At 29.0% G+C, this 26,667-nt stretch carries 28 protein-coding genes; all 28 read right to left on the minus strand.

Annotation, left to right across the window (positions count from 1 at the left end; translation table 11 throughout):
* Positions 1-56 precede the first annotated feature (56 nt).
* Entirely contained in the window at positions 57-236 is a 180-nt protein-coding gene (locus RGC78_RS03535; protein ID WP_252212671.1) for a YjfB family protein, read from the minus strand.
* A 92-nt stretch (positions 237-328) separates the two neighbouring features.
* Positions 329-655 (minus strand): flagellar protein FliT, encoded by a 327-nt coding sequence (locus RGC78_RS03540; RefSeq protein WP_252212672.1) that lies wholly within the window; start codon positions 653-655, stop codon positions 329-331.
* Between the two features lie 4 nt (positions 656-659).
* Complete coding sequence (gene fliD, locus RGC78_RS03545) at positions 660-2,267, minus strand: flagellar filament capping protein FliD (protein ID WP_309556057.1); 1,608 nt, start codon at positions 2,265-2,267, stop codon at positions 660-662.
* A gap of 21 nt (positions 2,268-2,288) precedes the next feature.
* The gene (fliS, locus tag RGC78_RS03550; protein ID WP_309556058.1) at positions 2,289-2,666 is read right to left on the minus strand and encodes a flagellar export chaperone FliS; all 378 of its coding nucleotides are present in this window, start codon (positions 2,664-2,666) and stop codon (positions 2,289-2,291) included.
* 12 nt (positions 2,667-2,678) lie between these two features.
* Entirely contained in the window at positions 2,679-2,975 is a 297-nt protein-coding gene (locus RGC78_RS03555) for a hypothetical protein (RefSeq protein WP_252212675.1), read from the minus strand.
* A gap of 20 nt (positions 2,976-2,995) precedes the next feature.
* Entirely contained in the window at positions 2,996-3,352 is a 357-nt protein-coding gene (locus RGC78_RS03560) for a flagellar protein FlaG (protein WP_252212676.1), read from the minus strand.
* A 174-nt stretch (positions 3,353-3,526) separates the two neighbouring features.
* Complete coding sequence (csrA, locus tag RGC78_RS03565; RefSeq protein ID WP_252212677.1) at positions 3,527-3,742, minus strand: carbon storage regulator CsrA; 216 nt, start codon at positions 3,740-3,742, stop codon at positions 3,527-3,529.
* Between the two features lie 4 nt (positions 3,743-3,746).
* Entirely contained in the window at positions 3,747-4,172 is a 426-nt protein-coding gene (gene fliW / locus RGC78_RS03570) for a flagellar assembly protein FliW (protein WP_252224749.1), read from the minus strand.
* A gap of 17 nt (positions 4,173-4,189) precedes the next feature.
* Positions 4,190-5,413, minus strand: coding sequence for a flagellar hook-associated protein FlgL (flgL, locus tag RGC78_RS03575; protein ID WP_252212679.1), 1,224 nt, complete (start codon positions 5,411-5,413; stop codon positions 4,190-4,192).
* Positions 5,414-5,704: 291 nt separating this feature from the next.
* A complete protein-coding gene (gene flgK, locus RGC78_RS03580) occupies positions 5,705-7,582 on the minus strand; it encodes a flagellar hook-associated protein FlgK (RefSeq protein ID WP_252212680.1) in 1,878 nt (625 codons plus the stop codon).
* A 173-nt stretch (positions 7,583-7,755) separates the two neighbouring features.
* Positions 7,756-8,166, minus strand: a complete 411-nt coding sequence (locus RGC78_RS03585; protein ID WP_252212681.1) for a flagellar protein FlgN — start codon at positions 8,164-8,166, stop codon at positions 7,756-7,758.
* Between the two features lie 3 nt (positions 8,167-8,169).
* Positions 8,170-8,448 (minus strand): flagellar biosynthesis anti-sigma factor FlgM, encoded by a 279-nt coding sequence (gene flgM, locus RGC78_RS03590; RefSeq protein WP_252212682.1) that lies wholly within the window; start codon positions 8,446-8,448, stop codon positions 8,170-8,172.
* A 359-nt stretch (positions 8,449-8,807) separates the two neighbouring features.
* Positions 8,808-9,968 carry a flagellar motor switch phosphatase FliY gene (fliY, locus tag RGC78_RS03595; protein WP_252212683.1) on the minus strand — a complete coding sequence of 387 codons (1,161 nt, stop codon included), beginning with the start codon at positions 9,966-9,968 and terminating at the stop codon, positions 8,808-8,810.
* A complete protein-coding gene (fliM, locus tag RGC78_RS03600) occupies positions 9,961-10,956 on the minus strand; it encodes a flagellar motor switch protein FliM (protein ID WP_252212684.1) in 996 nt (331 codons plus the stop codon). Before fliM ends, fliY begins: the two co-directional genes overlap by 8 nt.
* Before the next feature lie 22 nt (positions 10,957-10,978).
* A complete protein-coding gene (locus tag RGC78_RS03605) occupies positions 10,979-11,374 on the minus strand; it encodes a chemotaxis protein CheW (RefSeq protein ID WP_252212685.1) in 396 nt (131 codons plus the stop codon).
* Between the two features lie 24 nt (positions 11,375-11,398).
* Positions 11,399-11,758, minus strand: coding sequence for a response regulator (locus tag RGC78_RS03610; protein WP_252212686.1), 360 nt, complete (start codon positions 11,756-11,758; stop codon positions 11,399-11,401).
* An 18-nt stretch (positions 11,759-11,776) separates the two neighbouring features.
* Positions 11,777-12,376, minus strand: coding sequence for a chemotaxis protein CheC (locus RGC78_RS03615; protein ID WP_205449212.1), 600 nt, complete (start codon positions 12,374-12,376; stop codon positions 11,777-11,779).
* A 23-nt stretch (positions 12,377-12,399) separates the two neighbouring features.
* Positions 12,400-14,433 (minus strand): chemotaxis protein CheA, encoded by a 2,034-nt coding sequence (locus RGC78_RS03620; RefSeq protein WP_205449211.1) that lies wholly within the window; start codon positions 14,431-14,433, stop codon positions 12,400-12,402.
* Positions 14,434-14,444: 11 nt separating this feature from the next.
* The gene (locus tag RGC78_RS03625) at positions 14,445-15,212 is read right to left on the minus strand and encodes a CheR family methyltransferase (protein ID WP_309556062.1); all 768 of its coding nucleotides are present in this window, start codon (positions 15,210-15,212) and stop codon (positions 14,445-14,447) included.
* Between the two features lie 9 nt (positions 15,213-15,221).
* On the minus strand, positions 15,222-16,328 hold the full coding sequence (locus tag RGC78_RS03630) for a protein-glutamate methylesterase/protein-glutamine glutaminase (protein WP_205449209.1): 1,107 nt from the start codon (positions 16,326-16,328) through the stop codon (positions 15,222-15,224).
* Between the two features lie 13 nt (positions 16,329-16,341).
* Positions 16,342-16,830: a chemotaxis protein CheD gene (locus tag RGC78_RS03635; protein ID WP_205449208.1), complete on the minus strand. Its 489-nt coding sequence runs from the start codon at positions 16,828-16,830 to the stop codon at positions 16,342-16,344.
* Between the two features lie 8 nt (positions 16,831-16,838).
* Complete coding sequence (locus RGC78_RS03640) at positions 16,839-17,288, minus strand: chemotaxis protein CheW (protein ID WP_205449207.1); 450 nt, start codon at positions 17,286-17,288, stop codon at positions 16,839-16,841.
* A 14-nt stretch (positions 17,289-17,302) separates the two neighbouring features.
* Entirely contained in the window at positions 17,303-19,267 is a 1,965-nt protein-coding gene (locus tag RGC78_RS03645) for a flagellar assembly protein A (protein ID WP_252212688.1), read from the minus strand.
* A 79-nt stretch (positions 19,268-19,346) separates the two neighbouring features.
* Positions 19,347-20,150, minus strand: coding sequence for an aminotransferase class IV (locus tag RGC78_RS03650; protein ID WP_252212689.1), 804 nt, complete (start codon positions 20,148-20,150; stop codon positions 19,347-19,349).
* 26 nt (positions 20,151-20,176) lie between these two features.
* Positions 20,177-20,815: an HAD-IB family hydrolase gene (locus tag RGC78_RS03655; RefSeq protein WP_252212738.1), complete on the minus strand. Its 639-nt coding sequence runs from the start codon at positions 20,813-20,815 to the stop codon at positions 20,177-20,179.
* A gap of 223 nt (positions 20,816-21,038) precedes the next feature.
* Positions 21,039-22,232, minus strand: a complete 1,194-nt coding sequence (locus RGC78_RS03660; RefSeq protein ID WP_252212690.1) for a pyridoxal phosphate-dependent aminotransferase — start codon at positions 22,230-22,232, stop codon at positions 21,039-21,041.
* Between the two features lie 294 nt (positions 22,233-22,526).
* Entirely contained in the window at positions 22,527-22,886 is a 360-nt protein-coding gene (locus RGC78_RS03665) for a DUF1292 domain-containing protein (RefSeq protein WP_252212691.1), read from the minus strand.
* A gap of 232 nt (positions 22,887-23,118) precedes the next feature.
* A complete protein-coding gene (gene nifJ / locus RGC78_RS03670; RefSeq protein ID WP_252212692.1) occupies positions 23,119-26,622 on the minus strand; it encodes a pyruvate:ferredoxin (flavodoxin) oxidoreductase in 3,504 nt (1,167 codons plus the stop codon).
* Positions 26,623-26,667 lie beyond the last annotated feature (45 nt).

Consider the following 26,667-nt stretch of genomic DNA (forward strand, 5'->3'; position numbering starts at 1 on the left):
CAAACTAAATCTTACTACATATTATATCGCACGTAAATTATAATACTTAACATATTTTAAACTATTTTATCTAAATTTATTCCTTTTCCAGGTTCAACAGCCATCTTATCCATCATTTCTGTCATTTGATCAGCAACTTGTTTTTCTGAATTCATCCCAAGCTTTAAAACAGATAATTGAACTGCAGTTTTTAAAGTTCCTTGATTCATAGAAATTGACATTGCTCCTATATCCATAAATATTTCACCCTTTCTTTTATTTAATTATTCTGACCACCTTTGCTTATGCATACACCAATAAGTTACTAAACAGAATTTTTTATTTAGCACTAAACCCTTTTTGAAAAAAAGTTGCTTCCTCTATTAACATTAGCATAGCCTAAATTGGCTTGTTTTTTAACAGCTATTTCCTGTATTTCTTCTTTAACAGATAACATTTTTTCTTTTAAAATATTTTCTAACTCTTTGTCTAATACATCTAATTTCTCTTTTGAATATATTTTTTTTATTTCACTTTTATCTAAATCTAAAGCTAAAATCTTTTTAATAGCATTATCTCTTTTTTCAAATAAAGAAATGTCTTCTTTATCATTTTTTATTGAATTTATTATTTCTAAAGTTATTTCTCTATACTCATTAAAAATATCTATATTCATATTTTTAGTTCATTCCCAACTGTGACATTAAATTAGATTGTTGTGAATTAAGTTTATTCATCATTTTTTCAAGAGTAGCATATTTAGAATATAATGCTTGTTCTCTTCTTGAAAAACTCTTTTCCATATCTTTTATCTTCTTTTCATAATTTGTTATGTTCTTACTAAGTTCATTAGTCGAAAATGTAGAAGTCCCTTCAAAACCAGCCTTCTTTAAAAGAGGAGAACTAGTACTTTTTCTAAACTCCACATCTATGGTATCTTTTAACTTAAATAATATACCTGTTTGATTTTTTCTTTTTGTTATCTCTTTAGATGATAACCCTGCTAATTCTTCTTCAGTTGGAGATGGTGTAATAAATAAATTCATAACATCTTCTGTATTATTTTCTAAAGCTGTTTTAAGTACATCCTCATCTATTGTAAATGTTCCATTTAAATCTCCTGAATAATCCTTTACAGGCTTTATTCCTATCTTTTCAAGTTTTAATCCACTACCTTCCATTAAAGTTCTCATAGAATCTTTCATATCATTAGCTATTCTTGTAACATCAGAATCTTTATATAATTGACCTTTTTCAACTCTTTCATTCCAAAGCTTAACTTCTGTTTCTGACATATCCTTCTTTTGATCAGCTGTAAGAGGATTATAACTTCTATCATGCTTAATACTCACAGTTGTATTCATTTTTTCTATAAGCTTATTATAATCATTTACAAATGCTACAATCTTGTCCTTTAATTCTTTCGCATCAGTTTTTCCTGTCAATTTAACAGGCTTATCACTTTCTACTATAGGATTTTTAGTAACTGTATCTATTTCTAAAGTTCCATCTGGATTCTTTTTAAATGTTTTTGTTACTTCATTAAAATTAAAGGTAACTCCATCTACTGTTACTGTATTACCCTTAACATTGATTACATTGTAAGGTTCACCTTTACTATTTGTTATTGTTGCCTTAAGTTGTGTATCTACTGCAGCTCCTGTAGAATTAGTAACTGTAAAACCGTCTTGTCCAAAATCCTTAGCCTCAAAAACTATTCCCTTACTAATTTCACTATATTTAGCAGTAATATTTAAAGATTTTAATTGTTCAGAAGTCAATCCTGAATTATCGTTTTTAAATTTTTCTATTGCTTCATTAAATTTAGCTATTGTGGCTTCAGCATTTTCTTTAAGTGTTTTACCTGTTACAACTTCAAATTCAACTTTTCCCGCACTAGTTTCTAATATTTGTTTTCCAGTAGAAGGTACAGTTGCACCATCTTTTAAAGTAGTTGATGCTTTAGAAGCCAATTGTTCTACACTAACTGTATAATTATCTTTTATAGCTCCACCACTTGCTTTTGCAGTTACTGCGTTTTCATCACTTGATGAAAAGCTAACTGACGCCCAATTTGATGCTTTTAATAAGCTATCACTTTTAGCTATATCTAAATGTTTATTAAAAAAGTCCCTATTGTCTTTTATAACATCCCTATATAATTTTTGTTTTATCTCAACAACATCTTTCTTTTGTGTCATTTGATCTACTTTTATTCTATAAGGTTTCATGGAATTCTTGATTATTTCATCCATATCAAGGCCTGTTGCAAGTCCTGTAATTCTCATTTCACTTCACTCCTTTTTTTATTATGCTCTTTTAGATTTCTTTTCAGCTTCATGCCATATGTCTCTTACTTCTTCAATAAGAGGTATAACTTCATCCATTGTTTTAACATCTTTTTTTAAGTTTACCTCAAAAAGTTTTTCATTTATGAATCCATAAATATTAAACATATTTACTGCCCATTCCCCAGCATTTGTATCAATTGATGCTCTAAGCTCAGTAAATATATCTTCTGTTTTTACTATATTTTCATGTGATTTCTTTACATCATTATCAATTATAGCTTGTCTCGCTATTTTAGAAAACTTAACTGCACCATCAACTAACATTAATAATAATTGATCCTTTGATGCATAATTAACACTATTAGTTTTATAAGCAGTATATCCATTAGAATACATTGATTTTTCCTCCTACTTCTCTATATCTAAAAATCTACCTTTAGAGTTTGTTTCATTTAAATTTTCTACTTTTTCTACTTTTACATATAAGTTTTTTACATTACACCTTATTCCCTCAATTGTAATGTATTTCTTTGGGGATTTTTTATTTTTATCTTCTGTTTCTTTATGACCCTTATCTTTATTTTCGTCTTCTTTTAAATCTTTCTTTATACTTATATGATTATTTCCATGTATCTTATCAGTCTTAATTTCTTCTTTTAATTTATCTCTAATATCAGTGTCAACCTTATTAAGCCTAAATTCCATCTCAATCCCCCCTAAGATAATTAAGCTTTCTTATCTAATAATCCAAATTGCTTGCACATACTTGCAACCATATCTAGTATTTTCTTTGGAGGAATTTCCAAAATCACTTCTTTGGTAGCATCATCTACTATCTTTATCATTATAGCTTTTAAATCCTTATGTACAGAATACTCTGCATGTGCTTTATCATCTTCTAAAAATTTATTTAATTTTTTAAGTGATTTATCTAATTCTTCTTTGCTGTAATCATTATCTAAGGAATCAGATTTTTCTACTTGTTTTATCTGTACATCATTGTTTGCATTTTTAAATTCTGATGTAGCACCTTCAATATCATTGTTAATAATATTAACTTGTCCTATATGATTAATATTCATTTTTATTCACCCTCAATACCTATTTAATTTTTTAATAATTTCTTTTAAATATATTTAATAAATAAAGTGTCATTGTAATTCGACTATACTCATTTTTAGTATTCCTAAGTTCAATTATTCATTCTACTTTACCTATGGATATATCAACACGCTATTAAAACAAAGCTAAAAAAATTACTTCTTTAATCCTTTTAATAAATTTACATCTATACTCACAGCTTTTTTATTTTCTTCTTTAACAGCTTCATATAATTCTTTTCTTAATATAGTTGTTTCCTTTGGTGCATTTATTCCAAGCTTAACACTTCCATCTTCTAGCTTTAATACTGTAATTTCAATATCCTCACCAATCATTAAAGACTCATCTTTTTTTCTTGTAATAATCAACATATTATCACTCCTCTATTAAAAGATGTTTTATTTTATAATCTAAGTTATCTAGTATTATTTGTTCCCCTAAATTATTAGAAATATTTATAATTATAGGTGCCTTTAAGTTTGTAGTAATTTTTTTTGGATCAGAATTTAATGTTACAGTAGTTAATAAAATAATATCATTTTGATTTTTTACATCTAATTTATTAATTTCTTCATCACTTAACTTAATTTCATAATCATTAAAAAATTCAAAAGGAGACACTACAATAAAGCCTGTATTTTCATCTTCTAAAGATTGAAGTAATTTAAAAGGTTCGCATTCTTTTAAATCAACTAAAATATATTCTTTCAAATTTTCAAATCCTAAAATTCCTTTTCTTAAAGTAATTTTATCTTTTTCTTCATATTCTATATTTCCTTGTACCTTAGAAACAAATACCATAGTTTATTCCTCCTATTTTATAAATAGTCTAATATCGTTGCCGGAAGTATTTTAGCACTAGTTTGAAGTGCTGCCATATATACTGTTTGCATTATTGAATACTGTATCATTTTTTCCGTAAAATCAATATCTTCAGTTTTTGATAAAATATCTGTCATATCTAAATTTTCTGATTCATTCTTGTCTTGAGCAGATTCCATTCTATTTTGCATAGCTCCAACTTCTGATCTATTTTGAAGTAAATTTTTAATTATATCATCAACTTCGCCAAGACATTCACCAGTTATTTTAGACTTATCTCCACCAGCTCCAAGATTTGTTATAATTTTATTTAATGTATTCATAACATTAGTTCCATTGCCTTCTAAAATATCAACTGCATTCTTATTATAATTAATTAAAACACCTTGAGAAACTTCAACATTTAAATCTGATCCTATTTGATCTAATGCATCAAAAGATGGCACCATAGATACTGCACTACTTAAACTCTGATTAGAAGAAAAACCGTTTGAATCTAATACTGCTTTAAATGCATTTTCCAAATCATTTCCTTCAAGTGGTTTACCATCAGCTGCAGTAATTTTAACTGGTGCTAAATGTTCTTCTTTAGGATTTGCAGGATCTGTATTATTTATAATTGTTATTTCTATATTGTCGCCTTTCTTTTCCATGTTTTTAATAACTTTTGTGTTGTCATCACTCTTAATTTGATTTGTAAGTTCTATTTTCACTCCATCTGTAGTCTTACTTACAGCATTTCCATCCTTATCAGCATAACATAATTCACCATTAGAATTTACCATTATAGGCTTAGATGTACTTTTAGTTCCTCCAAATATATATACTCCATCAAAGTTAGTATTTAATATTTGACCCATTTCATTAACTCTTTCTTTAATTTCATCTTGTATGGCTTTTTTTTCATCAGGACCATATCCACCATTACCAGCTGTAACTAAAAGTTCTCTCACCCTTGCAAATACATTTCCCATTTGATTTAATGAAGTATCTGTTGTATCTAACCAATTTGAGATATCTTTAATATTTTCGTTGTATTGTTTATTAGCTCCAATTTCCGTATACATTTGCATTGTTCTTGAAACTTTATATGGATTATCTGATGGTCTACTTATTTCTTTACCTGATGATAATTGATTTTGAATTTTTTGTATATGATTCAAGTTTGTTGTCATATTACTTTTGTAATTTGAAGCTAACATACTTGTAGTTATTCTCATAATCTTCGCCTCCTATTTCTTAATATAAATATACTTCTTTTCATTTTTTTCATTTAAAATACGTTCATATATAAAAAGTAGCTACTCCATACGTTTTAGTTGAGAGTGGATAATTGAGAGTTGAGAGTTTTGGTTGAAAGTCTTAAAGACTTTCTAATAATATATATTTCAAAATTTCAATAACGAATCTTTTCCTTACCTCTCCACTTTCCACTCTCAATTCTCAACTAAATTTCTAAAGTTCTAGCTTTCATCAGACTTTTAAAATTTTATAAATTCATATACACCCAACTATCTCTTAAGTCCATTTATAACAACCTCAAGTAGCTCATCTACTGTTGAAATTATTTTAGCATTTGCACTATATGCATGTTGAAATTGTATTAAATTAGTCATTTCTTCATCTAATGAAACTCCTGATGTTGATAATCTTTGCATTTCTAAGTCTTTTAATATTTTACCTTGACCACTTACATTTCTACTTGCAGTCTCTGCATTTACACCTAATGTATTTATTATTTCTTTATAATAAGCATTAATTGTAGAACCTTGTGCACTACTTATCATATTTATTCCATCATCAAAGTTTACCTTTGTATTATTAAAGAAATCATCTCTACTTTTTATATCCTTAGAATTAGATAAATTCATCTTTACAGTTCTAAGACTCGCAATTGCAAGTGCTCTATCACCATTACCTTCACCAGCCTCATCTTTACTTGAAGCATTTAATAGTGATACATTTTTTAATACATCTTTATTAATCGTTATATTTTTGGCACTTATGTTTTTTTCTAATGCCTCATTTTTAGCTACGCCAGTCAACCCTGTTACATCTGCATTGTTAGTAAAGATAAGTTCATACTTGTCAGTTGGTGTTTTACTTCCTGTTTGAATTGCATTAACAGAATAAGCAAGTCCTACAGCAATTCTATCTAAATCAGCCATATATCCCTTTATAGTATCTTGTACACCTTGATTACCTGCTATATCACCTTTTATATGTTTATTATCTACAGTATTAACATCAACATCTAATTTATGAGTTTGTAATATCCCCGTATTTATATCTAAGTCTTTTTGTTTTATAGTTTCTCCATCTTTTAAAGTTTTTGTATTGTATTTATATGTCGGTGGTATAGTTGGAGGGGTAATTTCAGCACCTTTTTCTCTTACAGTAACATTTCCATCTTTATCCGCTGTTAATACTCTATTTTGAGTTAAAGATTCTGCAATTTTCTTTGCTTCAGTTTCGTCTGCACACTCAATTGTAACAGTTTGCTCTTTAGCATTTAAATTTCCTAGTGGATGATACTGTAATTTAACTGTAACCTTTCCAGCAGCATCCTTTTCTACTTCGGCATTCTTAACATAAGAAAATCTAGTGTATCTTTCATCTGTTGGGCTTGAATTAACTAAATTGTTAACAGGATTTTTATCATTTTGATATCCTTCTAATTTTAAATCTATAGCTTCTTTTTCTTTTCTATCAACTGTTATTCCAAATTTATAACTTAACTCATCTAAAAGATTGTCTCTTGCATCCATTAAATCGTTAGGTTTTTGACCAACCGCACATACACTTGCTATTTGCTTATTTAGTTCATTTATTTGATCTAAATAATTATTTACATCCTTAATATTAACTTGTAATAATTCTTGCGCATCACCTAATTGTTTATTAAGTTGCGTATAAGTATTATTTAATGCATCTGATAATGATGATGCTTTTTGAAGTGCTATGGTTTTAGTTGATGAATCATGTGGCTTTTTAGATAATTCTTGGAATGAATCAAAAAATTCTCCTAATAATTCTTGTATTCCTGAATCAGAAGGTTCTCCAAATATGTTTTCTACGCTGTATAAAAATTTATCTTGAACATCATAATTTCCAAGCTTACCCTTTTCATGTCTTACTTGAAAATCAATAAAAGAATCTCTTATTCTTTCTATTGATGAAATTTCTGCTCCTGTACCAACTTGTCCTACTGTACACGTATCAAATCTAGACATTCCTCCAAAAGGTCTTGTAGTTGTTGCTACTGCCCTTTGTCTTGAAAATCCAACCGTATTTGCATTTGCAATATTATGAGACGTTGTATTTATTGCTCCTTGTTGTACATTTAACCCTCTTTTTCCCACATTAAATGTATCAAATAATCCTGCCATTCATATTCCTACCTTTCAAAATTCCTACATCCATGTCTTTTTTATTCCCCATCCATGTTTTTAATTATCTATATTTTGAATATATGTTTATATATCCCATATGTAAAGTGGCATATATAAACATCTTACTAAAATATAAGCTATAATTAAAAAGACTTACACTCTTTTGAGTATTATCTTCTCAAATTACCATAAGAGTTATAAGTCTTCATTTCCCTATTAGGGTTCATAATGTTTAACATTTGATTATTAAACATTATTTGTTGTTTTAATAGCATTTCATTAGTTTCTTTTTGAAATGTTAAATCTTTCAATGTTTTTTGAATTTTATCATATGATTTATACAATTTTTCATCATTAGCTGTGTTTAATATATCTTTGATACTTTGTTTTCCGATTAGTTGTCTTCTTTTTACTTCTTCACCAGCTATTTTTTTATTACATTCATTCAACTTGTCAACTAATCCTTCTAATCCAAACACATCTTTTTCCATTATCATTTTATATTGTACTTCAAACAGACCCAATAATTCTCTTAATGCATTTTCTTCATTTTCTATTATCTCTGTTAGTTTGTTTATCATTATCTATTTTTTATTCTCCTTTATAGCTTCTAATATACTCTTTGCAGTTAATTTAGAATCTATTTTATAAGTACCATTTTGTATCTTTTCTTTAATTTCTGCTACTTTTTTAGCATTATCTATATTATTTTCCAAAGAGTAATCTTTTATAGATTTTCCAAGTGCTGAAATCTCTATTCTATCTCTTGTTTCAACTTTATTAGCTTTTTCAACTTTATTAATGTTTTTATTAGAATTATATATATTCACTGCAGAATGTGCATTAATTCTATTAATACTCATATTTCTTTTACCTCCACAATCTTATCTTTCTCATCTTTCTTCTTTTATTATCGTACTCTTATATATTAAGTTTAGTTATTTTTAACAAATTAATACCTTAATAATATAAGTATTTCTCTCATTTACAAATGTGAAATCTTTTTTACAAATATTTAATAATAAAATAATTTTATTAAGACACTACGTTTCTTAATTTTTCTGATATTAAAATTATACTACTAATTTTATTTAAGGCATATGAAAATAAATAACAATTCCAAAGTTACACTGAAAATAGAGATATAATTAATTTATATAACTTTTGATACCAAAATTATATACTATTAATTATATCTCCATATATTTTCAATTACTCTTAATTATCTAAGAGATCTTATTCTTTCAGCATTACTTACTATACTTGTTATTCTTACACCAAAATTTTCATCAACAACAACAACTTCACCATAAGCTATTTTCTTTCCATTAACTAATATTTCGACTGGTTCTTCTGCTAATTTATCTAATTCAACTAAAGATCCAGTACTTAAGTTTAATATATCTTTTATGCTCTTTTTGGTTCTACCTAAAACAACAGATATATCTAATGGAACATCTAAAATTAAGTCTATATTCTTAGGTGTTTGTGAAGTATCTCCTGGAACTAGTGTTTCAAAAGCTGCTTCATGCACTTCTACTGATTGTTGTTGCACCCTTGGTTGTTCTACTATAGGTTTCGCTTGGATTGGTTGTGGTGCTGGCTGAGGAGTAGCTGTCTTTTGCGTAGTTGCTTGAACTACTGGTTTTTCTTCTACAACCTTTGCTGGCTCACTAACTTTACTATTATTATCTTCTTGACCCATCATTATAGAAACTATCTTTTTAGCCGTATTCAATGGTAATATTTGCATTATATTACTATCAACAAGATCTCCTATTATTAATCTAAATGAAACTCTTACTATTTCCTCATCTTCTGATAAAGTGTCTGTAATAGGTTCCTCTTTTTCTTTCCACAACTTTGATTTTGGAGGAGATATATCTACTCTACGTGAAAACATTGTTGCCATGGAAGTTGCTGCTGAACCTATCATTTGATTCATTGCTTCTTGAACAGCACTAACTTCTATTTCTGATAATTCAGGATTTTCGGCAACCTTACCATCTCCACCCATCATCAGATTTGCTATTACAGCTGCATCATCTGTCTTCATAACCAATATATTTCTTCCTATTATTCCCTCTGTGTATTCAACATCTAAAACTATGTTAGGAGTTTCAAAAGAAGCCTTCATATCTTCTAATGTTGTTAAGGAAACTATAGGTGTTGTTATATTTACGTTTTGATTAATAATTTGATAAAGAGCTGTAGAAGCTGATCCCATGGATATATTTCCTATTTCCCCTAACAGGTCTTTTTCAATATCAGTCAATTTTTCTGTATTCCCATTATCTTGAGGAACTTCTTGCGTTTCTTCATTACCAAGTTCTCCTGCTAGAAGCGCATTTATTTCTTCTTGCGATAGAAAACTATTACTCATACTCTTTCACTTCCTTATCTATTATATCTAAAATAGCAACACCCATATTTTTCCCTGATACACCAGGTTTAGCGTAGTAACATTCTTCATTTCCTACATATACCTTTATAGGTGAAGAGCTCTTATTGTCAAGCTTAATAATATCGCCCTTAGTTAATTTCAAGAAATCATCTACTATGATACTTGTATTGCCAAGTTCTGCAAATACTTCAATATCAACCTTTTGGATTCCTTCTTCCATTTTAACTCTTGATTCCGCAATTAATGTTTCATCATCGTTTTGGAACCAATATTGTACTACTAATTTGTCTAATACTTTCTCTATACTTAAATATGGAATACACATATTCATAAATGTACTGTGTTCTCCAAATTCTACAGAAAATGTAATAAGGGCTACTGGTTCATTTGGCGCTAATGTTTGATTTATTGCTGGATTTGTTTCTATTCCTTCTACCTCAGGACTTACATTTAAAATATCTTCCCATGCTAATTTTAGATTACTGATCATTCCAGTAGTAACTTGTCTTATTATATTCTTATCTATGTCTGAAAATTCTTTATTACCTATTTTCCTATCTCCACTTCCCCCAAGTAAAATATCTATTATTTGAAATGACAATTTAGGGTTTGTTTCAAATATAATTGATCCTGTTAAAGGGGGCATTTTAAATATAGTGATGATAGTAGGATTTTGTACGGAATGTATAAATTCCTCATAGGTTATCTGTTCTACAGTTTCTATTTTGACTTTAACATTCTTCCTTATTTGTCCTGTTAAATAATTTGAAGTTATTCTTGCAAAGTTATCATGAATTAGTTCTAAAGTTCTTATGTGATCTTTAGAGAATTTTTGCGGACTTTTAAAATCATATAACTTTATTTTATGTTTTTCCTCGTCCTTAGGTACGGTCTCTGGTTCTAACTCACCTGTAGATAAAGCAGATAACAAGGCATCTATTTCACTTTGTGATAAAACATCTGCCATTTTTTTATCCCTCATTTCATTACTAATTTAATAACTTATCAATGTTTATTATTGTTAGAAGTTTGTCGTTATAATCTACAATTCCTTTTACATAATCTGGTCCATTATTTTCATCTAATCTTTGTATATCTTTTTCTTCTATATCTAACACTTCGTCAACTTCATCAACTGATATTCCGATTTCTTCTTCCTTAACAGTCAATATTATTATGTTATTTTGTTTGGCACTTGAGTCAACATTTAATAACAGATTTATATCAACAAGTGATTTTATACTTCCTCTTAAGTTTATTAATCCTTTGATATAACTAGGTGCTTTTGGCACTCTAGTTATACCCATCATATCATTTATACTTTGAACACGTTCTGTTTCAACAGCAAAATATTCATTTCCTAGTTTAAATACTACTATCTGCATTTAATACACCCCCATACTTGCATTTTAACCAAGTACTTTTTTTATTGCTTCTAATACTCTATCAGCTTGGAATGGTTTTACTATAAAATCTTTTGCTCCTGCTCTTATTGCCTCCATAACCATAGATTGTTGTCCCATTGCAGAACACATTATTATTTTTGCACTTGGATCAAATTCTTTTATTTGTTTAACTGCTTCAATACCATCAACATCAGGCATTGTTATATCCATTGTTACAACATCTGGTTTCTCTTTCTTATACATTTCTACTGCTACTGCACCGTTACTTGCTTCTCCAACTATTTCGAAATCATTCTTTTCTAATATATCCTTTATCATCATTCTCATAAACGCTGCATCGTCTACTATTAAAACTTTAGCCATTTAAATCTCCCTCCAAAATTAATTTACTCCAATTGATTTTAATATTTTCTCTAATGAGCCCGGCATTGGAACATAATAAAAATGTGCTCCAATCTCCTCTTGAGTATCATCTAAGAAAACTGTCTCTATGTCAAGTATATTTTCTTCATATTGACAAGATTCTATGAATGTTGTTGTTAAAATTGCACTAATCATATCATATGCAACTGCAGGAACTGATGGAATTATCTTAAGATTAGTGAACTCAGCTATTGCATTCATATATGACCCTGTAATTATGTTAGTTATTTCACATAAAACTGATTTTCCTAGTTCACTAGTAATTTCTTCCTCACAACCTGCTAATCTTTCAATCATAGTTTTAGCTCTATTGGCATTAAAAATTAAAAGAATATTCCCTGAAATATCTCCAAGTACTCTAATAACAATCCCTGCAACTTCTTCTTCACTATTCAATTCAATAATATCTTCAAGTTTTACTATATTTACTGATGGTACTGTCATATCTATTTTTTCAGATATCATTACCGAAAGAGCAGTTGCAGCATTTCCAGCACCAATATTAGATACTTCTTTTAGTGCATCTAATTGCATACTATTGAAGTTGGCATATTCCATTTCATACCTCCTATAAAATTATACTATAATAATGCTCCCACATCTAATATTAAAGTAACTAAGCCATTACCTAATATAGTTGCTCCAATGTACTGATCTAATCCCTTTAATGTTTCACCAAGAGGCTTAATTACGATTTCTTGTTGACCAAGTAATGAGTCTACTAGTAAACCTATAGTTTTATCACCAACGTTTACTATTATAACAAATTTCTTTTCAGTTTCACCAGCCTCAATATCTAATGTTTCATTAAGTCTTACTAACGGAATTACATTTTCTCTATAAATTATAACTTCTCTTCCATTACTTGTCTTTATATTTTCTTCTTTATAATCTATTACCCTATCAATAAATCCTAAAGATATGGCAAGAGTTTCTTCCCCTATCTTTACAAGTAAAGCTTGTATTATTTGTAATGTTAACGGAAGTTTTATTACAAATGTTGAGCCTTCACCCTCTTTACTAAATACATCTACTGTACCACCTAGAGATGAAATCTTTGTTTTAACAACATCCATTCCAACTCCTCTTCCAGATATATCTGTAACAACTTCATTAGTACTAAAACCTTGAGCAAAGATTAAATTCTTAATATCATTGTCTGACAATCCTTCAGTATTTATTCCCTTTTCTTCTGCTTTAGCTTTTACTCTTTCAACATTTATTCCAGCACCGTCATCTACTACTTTTATAAGTGCTTTAGTTCCTTCTTGATACGCAACTAATTTAACTGTACCAACTGGATTTTTTCCTGCTGCAATTCTATCTTCTTTAGATTCAACACCATGATCTGCAGCATTTCTTAATAAATGTATTAATGGTTCACCAATTTCATCTATAACAGTTCTATCTAATTCAGTTTCAGCACCCTCTATGATAAAGTTTATCTCCTTATCTAATTCTATTGAGACATCTCTTATCATTCTTGGGAATCTATTAAATACAGTATCTAATGGAAGCATTCTAATTTTCATAACTAAATCTTGAAGATCAGAAGTTGTTCTTCCTACTTGTTCTAATGTCTCATTCAATTCTGGTGATTTATGATCCATTACTATTTGTTCAAGCCTTGTCCTATAAATAACAAGCTCTGAAACCATATTCATTAAGTTATCAATTCTTACTAGATCAACTCTTACTGATTGATGAGCTTTTTTAGAATCTTTTTTAACTGAATTTGTTTTCTTTGCTCTACTTTCAGCTTTAGGTGCTGGCTTATTTTCCTTAACTTCTTGAGTTATAGGTTCAGATTTTTTTTGTTCATTTTCTTCTATTTCTTTAGCTAAAATCTCATTATTGATTTCCACCATAGAAACTTCAACTTTTTCAACTTCTGATATATTAGTTACTATGTTAGTTATTTCTTCAATTGTATTATGTGTTACTAAGATAAAGCTTAAATCTAAATCAAAGTCTTCATTTTCTATTTCCTCAGTTGAAGGCTTAGATTTTAAGATTTCACCATGATCTTCAAGATCTTTTACAATTAAAAAAGCTCTTGCTGATTTAAGTAGTGTATGTTCATTTATCTTGATTTTTACTTCCATTACATTGAATTCTTTTTCTTTTGCTTGTTTAATTACTGATAAATCATATTCATTTAATTCAAACGAAGAGTCCTTATCAACAATATCTTTAATTTCAACTTCTGTTGAAATTTCTACATTTTCAGTTTCTTTTTTAATTGATATATTTTCTAGTGCTTTTATAATATCTTCTATATCTACACTTTCTTCTGAAGAACTTTGAATATTATCTATCATTCTTTCTAATGTATCTAAGCAATCAAATAGCACAGTTACAACTTGTTGAGTTACATTTAACTCTCCATCTCTAAATTTAGCTAATACATCTTCCATTTTATGAGTTAACTCTGCAACATCATTAAATCCCATAGTGGCAGCCATACCTTTAATTGTATGTGCTACTCTAAATATTTCATTAACCTTATCATTGTCTTCTGGATTTTGTTCTAAATCTAAAAGTGATTCATTCAAAGTTTGAAGATTATCTAAAGATTCTTCTAAAAACATAGTCATATATTGAGATGTATCCATATTATCCCTCCTTATATCTTTTTATAAATAAAGGTAGATGCTTTTTCAAAACCATATTCTTTATAATTATAAATGCTTTCAGTAGCACCAACAAATAAAAGTCCACCTTTTTTTAATGAATTACTAAATCTTCTATAAATATTCTCTTTAGTATCATTATTAAAATAAATAACAACATTTCTACAGATTATTAAATCAAAGTTAGTATCATATCTATCTAAAATCAAATCATGCTTCTTAAAAGTAACCATTGATTTGATTTTATTACTTATATAGTATTTATCGCCCTTATTCTCAAAATATTTACTTAAATCCTGATTTTTAATGTTTTTTATTTCATTATTAGTATATTCACCTATTTTAGCTTTAGATAAAATTGTATTATCTATATCTGTAGCAATTATGTTGTGTCTTCCTCTTGGAGCTATTTTATCTAACATCATTGAGATAGTATAAGGTTCACAACCAATTGAACATGCAGCACTCCAAATTTTTAAATTAGGATTATTAGGTAATAAATCTTTTGTTATTCTCTTTTCTAAATCATCAAATAATTCTGGATTTCTAAAAAACTCTGTAACATTTATTGTTATAAAATCTAAAAACTTTTGTCTTTGAACTGGATCACTTTTTATAACTTTAGTGTATTCATCCAAAGATTTAATTCCAACTCTACTCATCAAGCTATCAATTCTTCTATTAAGTTGATCTGGTTTATATGCTGATAAATTTATACCTAATTCTTTATGAACCCATTTATGAAAACCATTAAAATCCATACTTTCCTCCTAACGTTTTTTTACAATTTTAGTTACTTCATCACATATATTATTAAGTGGTAAAACTAAATCTACTTTACCTGTTTCAAATGCAGCTTTAGGCATTCCGTAAATAGTACAAGTTGATTCATCTTCTGATATTGTAATTCCACCATAATCTTTTATATTGCTTGTACCTTTAGCTCCATCTCTACCCATTCCTGTTAAAACTACAGATATTAAATTACCTCTGTATGCTTTTATAGCTGAATCAAAAAGTTTATCTACAGCTGGTCTAACTCCCCATATTGGATCTTCCTCATTAAGATGAATTTTCCCATCTGTACCAACGGTCATATGATAACCACCCTTAGCAATATATATCACATTACTTTCTATTTTTAAGCCTTCTTCACCCTCTACGACTTTAAGATTACATATCTTATCTAATCTCTCAGAAAAAGCTTTTGTGAATCCTTGTGGCATATGTTGAACAACAAATATTGGTACTCCAATATTTGCTTCAAACTTAGTTAATAATTGTTGAAGTGCCTTAGGACCACCAGTAGATGCACCAATAACAATAGCATCAATTCTCTTATTTTTAATTGTAACCATATTTATATGTTCAGATTTTTTAAAATCTTTTACTTTTGTGTCGTTATACAAATTAGTATTTTTTATTATAGTCTTAGAAGTATCTATTGATTTATTGCTTGTTCTAATTCTTATACCTCTTTTAGATATACTCTTAATTTTTTCAATAAGATTTTCTTGAACTTTTCTTATGTCTAAAGATATACTTCCTGATGGTTTAGTAACAAAATCAATTGCTCCATTTTCTAAACATTCCATTGTTTTTTCTGAACCTTTTGTTGTCAAACTACTTAACATTATTATTGAATAGTTCTTATTTTTTTTATGTAATTCTTTTAATGTTTCTAATCCATCCATTTCAGGCATTTCTAAATCCAATGTTATAATATCTGGATTAAACTTATCAACTTTTTCAATAAGTTCTTTTCCGTTTCTTAATTTAGCTACAACTTCTATTTCATTGTCTTCTTCTATTATTTCTGATATCATTTTTCTCATGAAAGCAGAGTCATCAACAACTATAACTTTTATTTTACTCAATGTATTCACCTCTTTATAATTCCACAATTCCTATCCCCACTATTTTTAGTGTAACTTTGCCATCTAAAGCATCTAAAATCATGGTTCTTCCTTTGTTTCCGCCTACATCTTCGGCAATTATTTGAATTCTTTCTTCACTTAATGATTTCTTTACAGCTTGTATATTTCTCTTTCCTATGTCACCAACCATACTTTTGTCTGAAAAACTAAACATAGAAGCTCCACCAGCTATTTTAGCTATTAAATTCCTCTTTTGACAACCTTTTGCTTCCATTTTTTTTATTAACAACGGAATTGCTAAATCAGCAAATTTCATTGGATTTGTCACATTTTTAAATTGTGTGCTATCAGGAAGCATTATATGAGATAATCCTGCTAGCTTGCTTCTTCTATCATATAATGCTATCCCTATGCATGAGCCTAAGCCTATTGTCATTATTTTACCTGGTGAAGATACTAGATTTAAATCTGCTATTCCAACTTTAACGTCTGTATTCTCCATTTTACCCCCTAAAATATACTTTGTTCTTCCTCTATAGATAAAATTTTATCTACATCTAAAAGTATTACTATATTCTTATCTAATCTTATCAAACCATTAATATAACTTCTTGATAATGTAGTTGTTATTTCAGGAGAAACCTCTATTAATTTACTATCAATATCTTTTACTTCATAAACATTTTCTACAATTATTCCAAACTTGTTATTGTCTTTTTTTACAACTATTATTTTTTTTTCTTCTGATTGTTCATCATTTCCTAGATTAAACTTTGTTGATAAGCTTATTATAGGTAATATGCTTTCTTGATAATTAATAACCCCTTTTACAAATCTAGGTGAATCTGGAAGAATTGTTGGTTCTTCATATCCTAAAATTCTTTCTATATCTTTTATATCAGAAGCATAATATTCATTATTCAAACCAAATATTAATATCTTCATTTCATTCATTGACATTATACCTTGACCTCCTACAATAGAAATTTATCTACTACTATCATTCCATCTTTTCCTAAATACGCTTTTACATTTTTTGATGCTACATCTAATGTAAATTGTTTTTCACCAAAACAAAAAACTGTATTTTGATATGCTATATCTGCTGTTATAACTCCTTTTTTAGATACTTCTAACCTAGTAAGTACGCCAGCTATACTTCCAACAGTCTTTAACTTAATTTCATCTTTGGCATGTAGTATTCCACCCCTACACACTGCTCCAGCTTGTGTAAATTCAATACTGTTTAAAGATGTTATTTTCGATACATATTGTCCTTTTCCAGTTATAAATATACTACCAGATGCTTCTATTGTAGAGTCTTGAGCATAGTCCATATACACATCTACTGGAATAACTATTTCTTCTTCTAATACTTCTATTTCATTTACTATCATATCTTTCAGCTCATAAAGCTCAGAATATTTTTTTATTTTTATAGGACCTAATCCTAGAATTTTTTTTCTAATAAAAGCTATCATATCATTATCAGTTGAGCTATTATTTTTCTCAAAACTTACTATAAGCATTGATAATCTAGGAATATTTTTAAATTTGCTTTCTATTAATATTTTAATAATTTCTCCATCTGATTGATTATTATCTAAAATATTCTTATCTTTTATTTGTTTTGTGTAACTAATTAAAGACTCTATTATACTATCGTACTGTTTTAATATTTCTAAATGCTTTTTTTTATCAATATCATTTGCGCCTGCACTTACTTTTGAATTCAGTATATTGGCATATATGTTAACTTGTCCACTTGCTATGATAGTCGCTTCTTCTACATTTTTTCTTACTGTTACTGAATTTCCTGCTTTTACTTGCGTTCCACTCTTTATGCTTCCACTTATTTCAACATCTCCAATAAAATCTATGTTCCCAGTTTTTATATCTACATCTTTTAATTCATATATTTTATTGACACTGTAAACTCCAGATTTACATGATGGTCTTCCTTCTATTGTTGAAATAACTTTGTTCTCCTCTAGCTTACATCCAGAACCAATTTTTATATTTATTTTTTTCGTTGTTTTTCTCTTGATTTCTTTTCCAAAGATATTCTTTCCATCTTTACCTTGTATCCCTTCTACTTTTTCTGCTAGTATCTGTCCAGCGCTTATATTAGATATTGAATACATATTTCTATAATCTATCTTTGCATTTTCATCTTTTAAAATTTTCTTTTTATCACTTTCAAAAAATACTTTAACTGTATCAGGAATATCTTCTACAACTTTATCACCTTGAGCAATTAATTCATTGCTAACGCAATCATCTTTACTTATTTCCTTTATTCTATCATTTAGTAATCCATAAACAATATTATTCTCTTTTAAAATTGTTAATAGTTCATCATAGGTATATTTAGGTGGATATTCACCTTTTTTCTTTTTTGTTTCTAATTTAAGATCTCTACAACATGATTTATCGACTAACTCAAAGGAATATTCAGGAAAATAATTTATTGTTATATATGCTTCCATTTTCTCTTCTGAAGTAGTTATATCTATTTTTCTACTACTTTCTTTTGTCACATATTTAACTTCTATATTATCTAAAGCAGTAACTGCTGTTTTTGATGTACATTCTTCTCCATTTATTAAAAGTTTAATTCCATTACATGGATGTATCATTACAGTTTCATTAGATTCATAGTCTAAGTTTTCAATTATTATTTCCCCATTTTCTACTTTTATCCCTTTATGAGTTTCATTTTCTTTATTACTCAATTTTTCATCTACTGTTAAGTCATTAATTTTATTAATTTTATTAATTTCATTAACTTTAGAAACTTCTATTTTTACTTTTTTCTTAAAAAAAATATTTTTTTGAGCAATAATAGTATATTCTAAGCACTCTTTTGGTACTTTTAATTCATTTGATGCTTTTTCAAGACATCCTTCTAATGTTGTAGCTGAAAATATTAAACTCATAAAATTCAACCCCTATAAAAAATAATCTTTTTTTTAGTATATCATATAGGAAAATAATTTTATATATAATACACTGTAATTAATTACTTTTAATGTAACTAATAATCTTATTATTATAATATTTAATCAGCTTGTTAATAATTTCATTATTTTTTATCTTTATTGAATCAACTTGATTTATTGGCAATATTTTTGGAGATGTTCCTGATATAAACATACCATCTAACTTTTTTATATCAGAGTATTTATAACTCACCTCTTCTACCTTTATGCCATTTTCAATAGCTATATCTATTATTTCTCCTCTAGTTACTCCAGGTAACACTGCTTTAACTGGTGATGTTAATAAAACATCATCCTTTATCATAAATATATTTGATTTACTGCCTTCAGTTATATATCCATTTCTGTCGACTAATATAGCCTCATACGCATTACTTTCTTTTATTTTAATATTTACTTTTTCTCTAAAGCTTAAATTAACTATTTTTGCATTTGGATTATCTCTTTCACCAAAATATAAAATAGTTTTTACTCCATTTTGATACATTTTTTCATTTGGATATGAATGATTAATAAAGAATATTCTCATTACTTTTTCATTTACATTATAGGTGATTTTTACATTCCCCTCTAATTTCTCATTTTCTCTAACTAAATTTTCTATATCTTTTCTTATTTTAAAATTTTCTAAACAACAATCAACATTTATAAGTTTAAATGAGTTCTCCATTCTCAATAAATGATTTTCTAAAAATAATGGCTTTCCATGGATTATTCTTAGAACTTCATATATCACTTTTCCTGATGTTTCAATATCTTTTAAACTATTTATTCCTTTTATCTTAGAGTTTTCAACAAAAAATTTATTAATTGCTTCCATACTACATGCCCCTTCTATACCGGAAATTATTTCCACCTTAATATTTCTATATCATGATTTTTCTTATAATTAATCAGATATGGCTTTCCAACCAAATCTAAAAGTGGTTTATCTGATAATGAATCTGAAAACATATATGACTCTTTAAAATCCACATCTATTTTTTCTTCTTTAAGTACCTCTTTTAATCTTCTTACCTTTTCTTCACCTTTACAGTTAAATCCATCCATTTGCCTTAAGAACTTTCCATCACTAAATTTAAATTTAGTTCCTATTACTCTATCCACTTCTTTAACACTATAAAATTTATTTATATAAAATTCAGGTGATGCTGATATTAAATATATATCATACCCTTCAGATTTAAGTTTTTTCATCATATCCATAGCATCACTATATAAAAGATTGCTTAGTTTTTCTGTATAAAAACTTTCAACAACTTTATCTAATTCATCTTCACTTATTCCATCTATAAACTTTAAGAACTTCTCTTTCACCATTTTTTCATCATAAAATTTCAATAAATACATTATTCCACAGTATAGTGCTCTTGGTAAAAATCTAATAGCCTTTATATCTTTCTTTATATAATACTTAAAAAACTCCATAAGTGTTTCTTTTTTTGTAATTGTATAATCTATATCAAAAATTGCAATTTTTTTCATATCCAAATTCTTTCTCCTTAATTATAATTGCTATAAAACACGCTTTGTTAGTTTAAAGTTAAGAGCTAAGAGTTGATAGTTCTCACCTCTTAATTCCACCCCTCTATAATCTTAGATTTTATCACCCCTTTAGCCTAGAAAGATTCTATATAATAATTTTCTTCAAAAAAACCCCATGTTTTCAACAAGAGGTTTTTTTAAATATTACTATATTAAAATCTATCTACTTTATTTTACTTAAGAATATAGATAATCTATCTATCCCCTTTTCTATTATATCCATTGATGTTGCATATGATAGTCTTATATAATTTTCTAATCCAAATCCACTACCTGGTATAACAGCCACTTTTTCTTCTTCTAAAAGTACCTTTGAAAATTCAACTGAATTAATTATATTATGCCCTTTAAAAGTGGTATTTAAATATTTTTCTATATTAACCATTATATAAAATGCACCATTCGGTCTTAAAATTGAAAGCTCATCTATTTTGCTTAATTTATCTAGCATAAAGTTTCTTCTACTCTCAAACTCCTTCACCATCTTATCTACTTCTTCTTCAGAACCAGTAAGAGCTTCTATTGAAGCATATTGAGTTATAGAGTTAACATTTGATGTCATATGACTTTGAATACTAGTCATAAGTTTAGTTATTTTTTCATCAGCAGCAACATATCCTAGTCTCCAACCTGTCATAGCATATGTTTTTGATACTCCATTTATAACTATTGTTCTTTTATATGAATCTTCATTTAAACTTGCTATACTTATATGTTCTTCATTATCATATATTAATTTTTCATATATTTCATCTGAAATTATAAATAAATCATGTCTTTTAGCAAAATCCGCAATTTCTTTAAGTTCTTCTTCATGATAAATAGTTCCTGTTGGATTATTAGGACTATTTAATAATATTGCTTTTGTCTTACTAGTAACACATTTTTCTAAATCTTCTATTGTATATTTATAATTGTTTTCTTTTATAGTCTCTACAAAAACGGGGACTCCATCTGCTAATTTAACAAGTTCAGGATAGCTTACCCAATAAGGTACAGGAATAAGCACTTCGTCTCCAGGATTTAAAATTGCCATAAATACATTAGCTAAACATTGTTTTGCACCTGTAGATATAGTTATTTGACTTGGTTTATATTCTAAATTATTATCTTTCTTAAACTTTTCACAAATAACTTCTTTTAATTCTAATATTCCACCTGCTGGAGTATACTTTGTTTTACCTTCCTCCATAGCTTTTATAGCAGCATTGATAATATTTTGTGGTGTATTGAAATCAGGTTCTCCTGCTCCAAAACTAACCACATCTACGCCCTCATTTTTTAATGCCTTTGCTTTTGCTGTAATTTCCAAAGTAATTGATGGACTAATATTTTCTGCTTTTTTAGATAGTTCCATTTTTCTTTCCCCCATTTATTACATATTATGCATTAGTATTAATATTATATACAATAAAATATAACATTAATACTTTGAGTTGTAAATTAAAAAAATCGTCAAAGCGACTTTAGATTCGTCGGTTCTTTTAGCCATACACCCTTTCTAAACGCAGTGCATGTAATATTAATTCTCTAAATAATAAAATAGACTTTAGTAATGTTACTAAAGTCTATAAAAATATTATAGGAACATATAAGAAAATAATAGATCAAATATACACGTATACTGAGGTATTATTTTTTTAAATGTGACTTATTCTTCTGATCCTACTGATTCTTGATAATAAGCTGATACTCTGTCGAATTCTTCTTCGTCAGGAACTACAAGTTCTTCTCCATCAACTCTAAAAAGATACATTGAACCATCTTCAGCATTTTCAGCTAATACGTATTCTTTTCCTTCAACTTCGAATGCATCAACGATTGGACATGAAACTACATTTCCGTTATCGTCTTCTAAATCTACAACGAAAGATTCTTCTTCTCCACATCCGCATCCACAGCCTTCATGATCATGGTCTCCACATCCACAACCTTCATGATCATGATCGTGTCCACCGCATCCACAAGTGTCGTGTTCTCCACATCCACATTTTTCTAAATCTTTATCCATAATTTAATTATCCTCCTTGCTAACAACTGTTGCTTTCTTCCATACTAATTCTACCCTTAAATGACTAAAATTAAAACCCCAAATAAAAATTATTTATTTTTTAGCTATTTTTTATTATTAAGCACAATTTAAACTTGTACCTGTAAAATTTTACACCCCAGGGGTAAACACAAAAAAAGGATGACCACTTCTTATGGTCACCCTTTTTTATTAAAACTTACTAAACATAATTCTATTGTTCAGCTAATTTCTTGTATCCTTCTAATCTTTCCATTGCATCAGTGTAAGTCTTTTCAAATAATGCTTCTGCAGCTTCTGGGAATGCTTTAGCAAGTGAAGCGTATCTTACTTCACCCATTAAGAATTCTTTAAAGTCAGCAGTTGGAGCTTTAGAATCTAATGTGAATGGGTTCTTAGTTCCCTTTAATTCTGGGTTGAATCTGTACATTGCCCAGTATCCACATTCAGTTGCTCTCTTAGCTTCTAATTGGCTGTTACTCATACCAAGCTTAATTCCATGGTTTATACATGGAGCGTAAGCTATGATTAATGATGGTCCCTTGTAAGCTTCTGCTTCTGCAATAGCTTTAAGAACTTGATTTCTATCAGCTCCCATATTGATTTGAGCTACATATACGTAACCGTAAGTCATAGCCATCATTCCAAGGTCTTTCTTCTTAGTTCTCTTACCTGCAGCAGCAAATTTAGCTATTGCAGCTGTTGGTGTAGATTTAGAAGATTGTCCACCTGTGTTTGAGTAAACTTCTGTATCAAATACAAATACATTTACATCTTCTCCTGAAGCAAGTACGTGGTCAACTCCACCGTATCCGATGTCGTAAGCCCAACCGTCTCCTCCGAAGATCCATTGAGATCTCTTAACGAAGTAGTCTTTTTCAGCTAAAATTTCTTTAGCAGCTTCTGTACCAGATTTTTCTAAAGCAGCAACTAATTTAGTAGCTCTATCTCTAGTTCCAGCACCTTCGTTCATGTTATCTAACCAATCTTGTAATTCAGCTTTAGCTGGATCATTGGCAGCTATAGCAGCTTCTGCTCTTTCTTGGATTCTTTCTCTTATAGCTCTAACTCCTAAGAACATACCTAATCCATATTCAGCATTATCTTCGAATAATGAGTTAGCCCAAGCTGGACCATGTCCTTCTTTATTCTTAGTATATGGAGTTGAAGGTGCAGATCCACCCCAGATTGATGAACATCCAGTTGCATTAGCGATCATCATTCTATCTCCAAATAATTGAGTTATAAGCTTAGCGTATGGAGTTTCTCCACAACCAGCACAAGCTCCTGAGAATTCAAGTAATGGTTGCTCAAATTGGCTACCCTTTACTGTATTTTTGTTCATTGGGTTCTTTTTAGCTGATACTTCATCTACTAAGTAATCCCAAACTTCGATTTGATTGTGTTGGCTTTCTTGTGGTTTCATAACTAATGCTTTTCCTGGAGCAGGACAAATTTGAGCACAGTTTCCACAACCAGAACAATCTAGTGGTGCAACACCCATAGTGTAGAATAATTTTTCTTCACTCTTAAGAGCTTTAGCATCAACTATTGTTGCATCAGCAGGTGCAGCATTCTTTTCTGCTTCATTTAATAATATTGGTCTTATAGAAGCATGTGGACATACTAATGAACATTGGTTACATTGAATACATTTTTCAGCATCCCATACAGGAACATTAACTGCAATTCCTCTCTTTTCGAATGCTGCAGTACCAGCTTCAAATGTACCATCTTCCATTCCAACGAAAGCAGAAACTGGAAGAGAATCTCCTTCTTGTCTGTTCATTGGAACAACTATATTCTTAACGAATTCTGAAGCATTCTTAAGTGGAGCTACTTCTTCGTCTTTAACAGTCTTCCAAGCTTCTGGAATCTTGATTTCAACGATAGATTCAACACCCTTATCGATTGCTGCGTTGTTCATATTAACAACTTTTTCACCCTTCTTACCATAAGAAGTTACAACTGAGTCTTTTAAGTATTTAACAGCATCTTCAACTGGGATAATGTTAGCTAACTTGAAGAAAGCTGATTGCATTATCATGTTGATTCTTCCGCCAAGACCTATTTCTTGAGCTATAGCAACAGCATTTAAAGTATAGAACTTAATATTGTTGTTTGCCATAAATCTCTTATATGCAGCAGGTAACTTTTCTTCTAATTCTTCTGGAGTCCAGATAGTATTTAATAAGAAAGTTGCTCCTGGTTTTAATCCTTCTAATACGTTATATTTATGAACGTATGATTGATTAGAACAAGATACAAAATCTGCTTTGTTGATTAAGTATGGAGACTTAATTGCCTTCTTACCAAATCTTAAGTGAGATACTGTAATTCCGCCTGATTTCTTTGAATCATAGAAGAAGTATCCTTGAGCATACATGTCTGTATGGTCTCCAATGATCTTTATAGCACTCTTGTTTGCTCCAACAGTACCATCTGATCCTAATCCCCAGAACTTACAAGCTGTAGTTCCTTCTGGAGTAGCATCTATATCTTCAGTTACTTCTAATGAAGTATTTGTAATATCATCAACGATTCCTATAGTGAATCCATTCTTTGGTTCAGCTTTTGCTAAGTTATCATAAACAGCAGCAATATGAGCTGGATTTGGATCTTTTGATCCTAAACCAAATCTTCCGCCAATTATAACAGGAGCATTTTCTTTTCCGTAGAATGCATTTCTAATGTCTAAGTATAATGGTTCTCCATCAGCACCTGGTTCTTTAGTCTTATCTAAAACAGCGATTTTCTTAACAGTGCTTGGAATAGCAGCTATTAATTTTTCAACTGAGAATGGTCTGTAAAGTCTTACTTTAACAAGACCAACTTTTTGTCCATGTGCATTTAAGTAATCTACAGTTTCTTCAGCTACATCTGTTACTGAACCCATTGCTATAACTACTCTGTCTGCATCTTTAGCACCATAGTAGTCGAAACAATGATATTCTCTACCAGTTATTTTAGTGATTTCAGCCATATAGCTTTCAACCATATCTGGTAACTCATTGTAGAATTTATTTACTGATTCTCTTTCTTGGAAGTAAATATCAGCATTTTGAGCTGTACCTCTAGTTACAGGATGATCTGGATTTAAAGCTCTTGCTCTGAAAGCTTTAACAGAATCCATGTCAACTAATTTAGCTAACTCATCATATTCTAATACTTCGATTTTTTGAATTTCGTGAGAAGTTCTAAAACCATCAAAGAAGTTTAAGAATGGAATTCTAGATTTTATAGCAGTTAAATGTGCTACTGCTGATAAATCCATAACTTCTTGAACTGATCCTTCAGCAAGCATTGCAAATCCAGTTTGTCTTGCTGCCATAACGTCTTGGTGATCTCCAAATATGTTTAATGAAGATGTAGCTAGAGCTCTAGCTGAAACGTGGAATACTCCTGGTAACATTTCACCTGATATCTTGTACATATTTGGTATCATTAATAATAAACCTTGTGAAGCTGTGTAAGTAGTTGTTAATGCTCCAGCTTGTAAAGAACCGTGAACTGCTCCAGCAGCACCTGCTTCTGATTGCATTTCCATTACTTTAACAGTTTGTCCAAATATATTCTTTCTTCCTTGTGCAACCCATTCATCAACATGTTCTGCCATTGGTGATGATGGTGTTATTGGATATATTGCAGTTACTTCTGTGAACGCATAAGATACGTGAGCTGCTGCAGTATTACCATCCATAGTTTTCATTTTTCTCATCGCGTGACCCCTTCTTTCTATTATTAAAAAAATGTTAAATTAAAA

It is taken from the genome of Clostridium aquiflavi (assembly GCF_031344075.1).
In the GTDB taxonomy this organism is placed as follows: Bacteria; Bacillota; Clostridia; order Clostridiales; family Clostridiaceae; genus Clostridium; species Clostridium aquiflavi.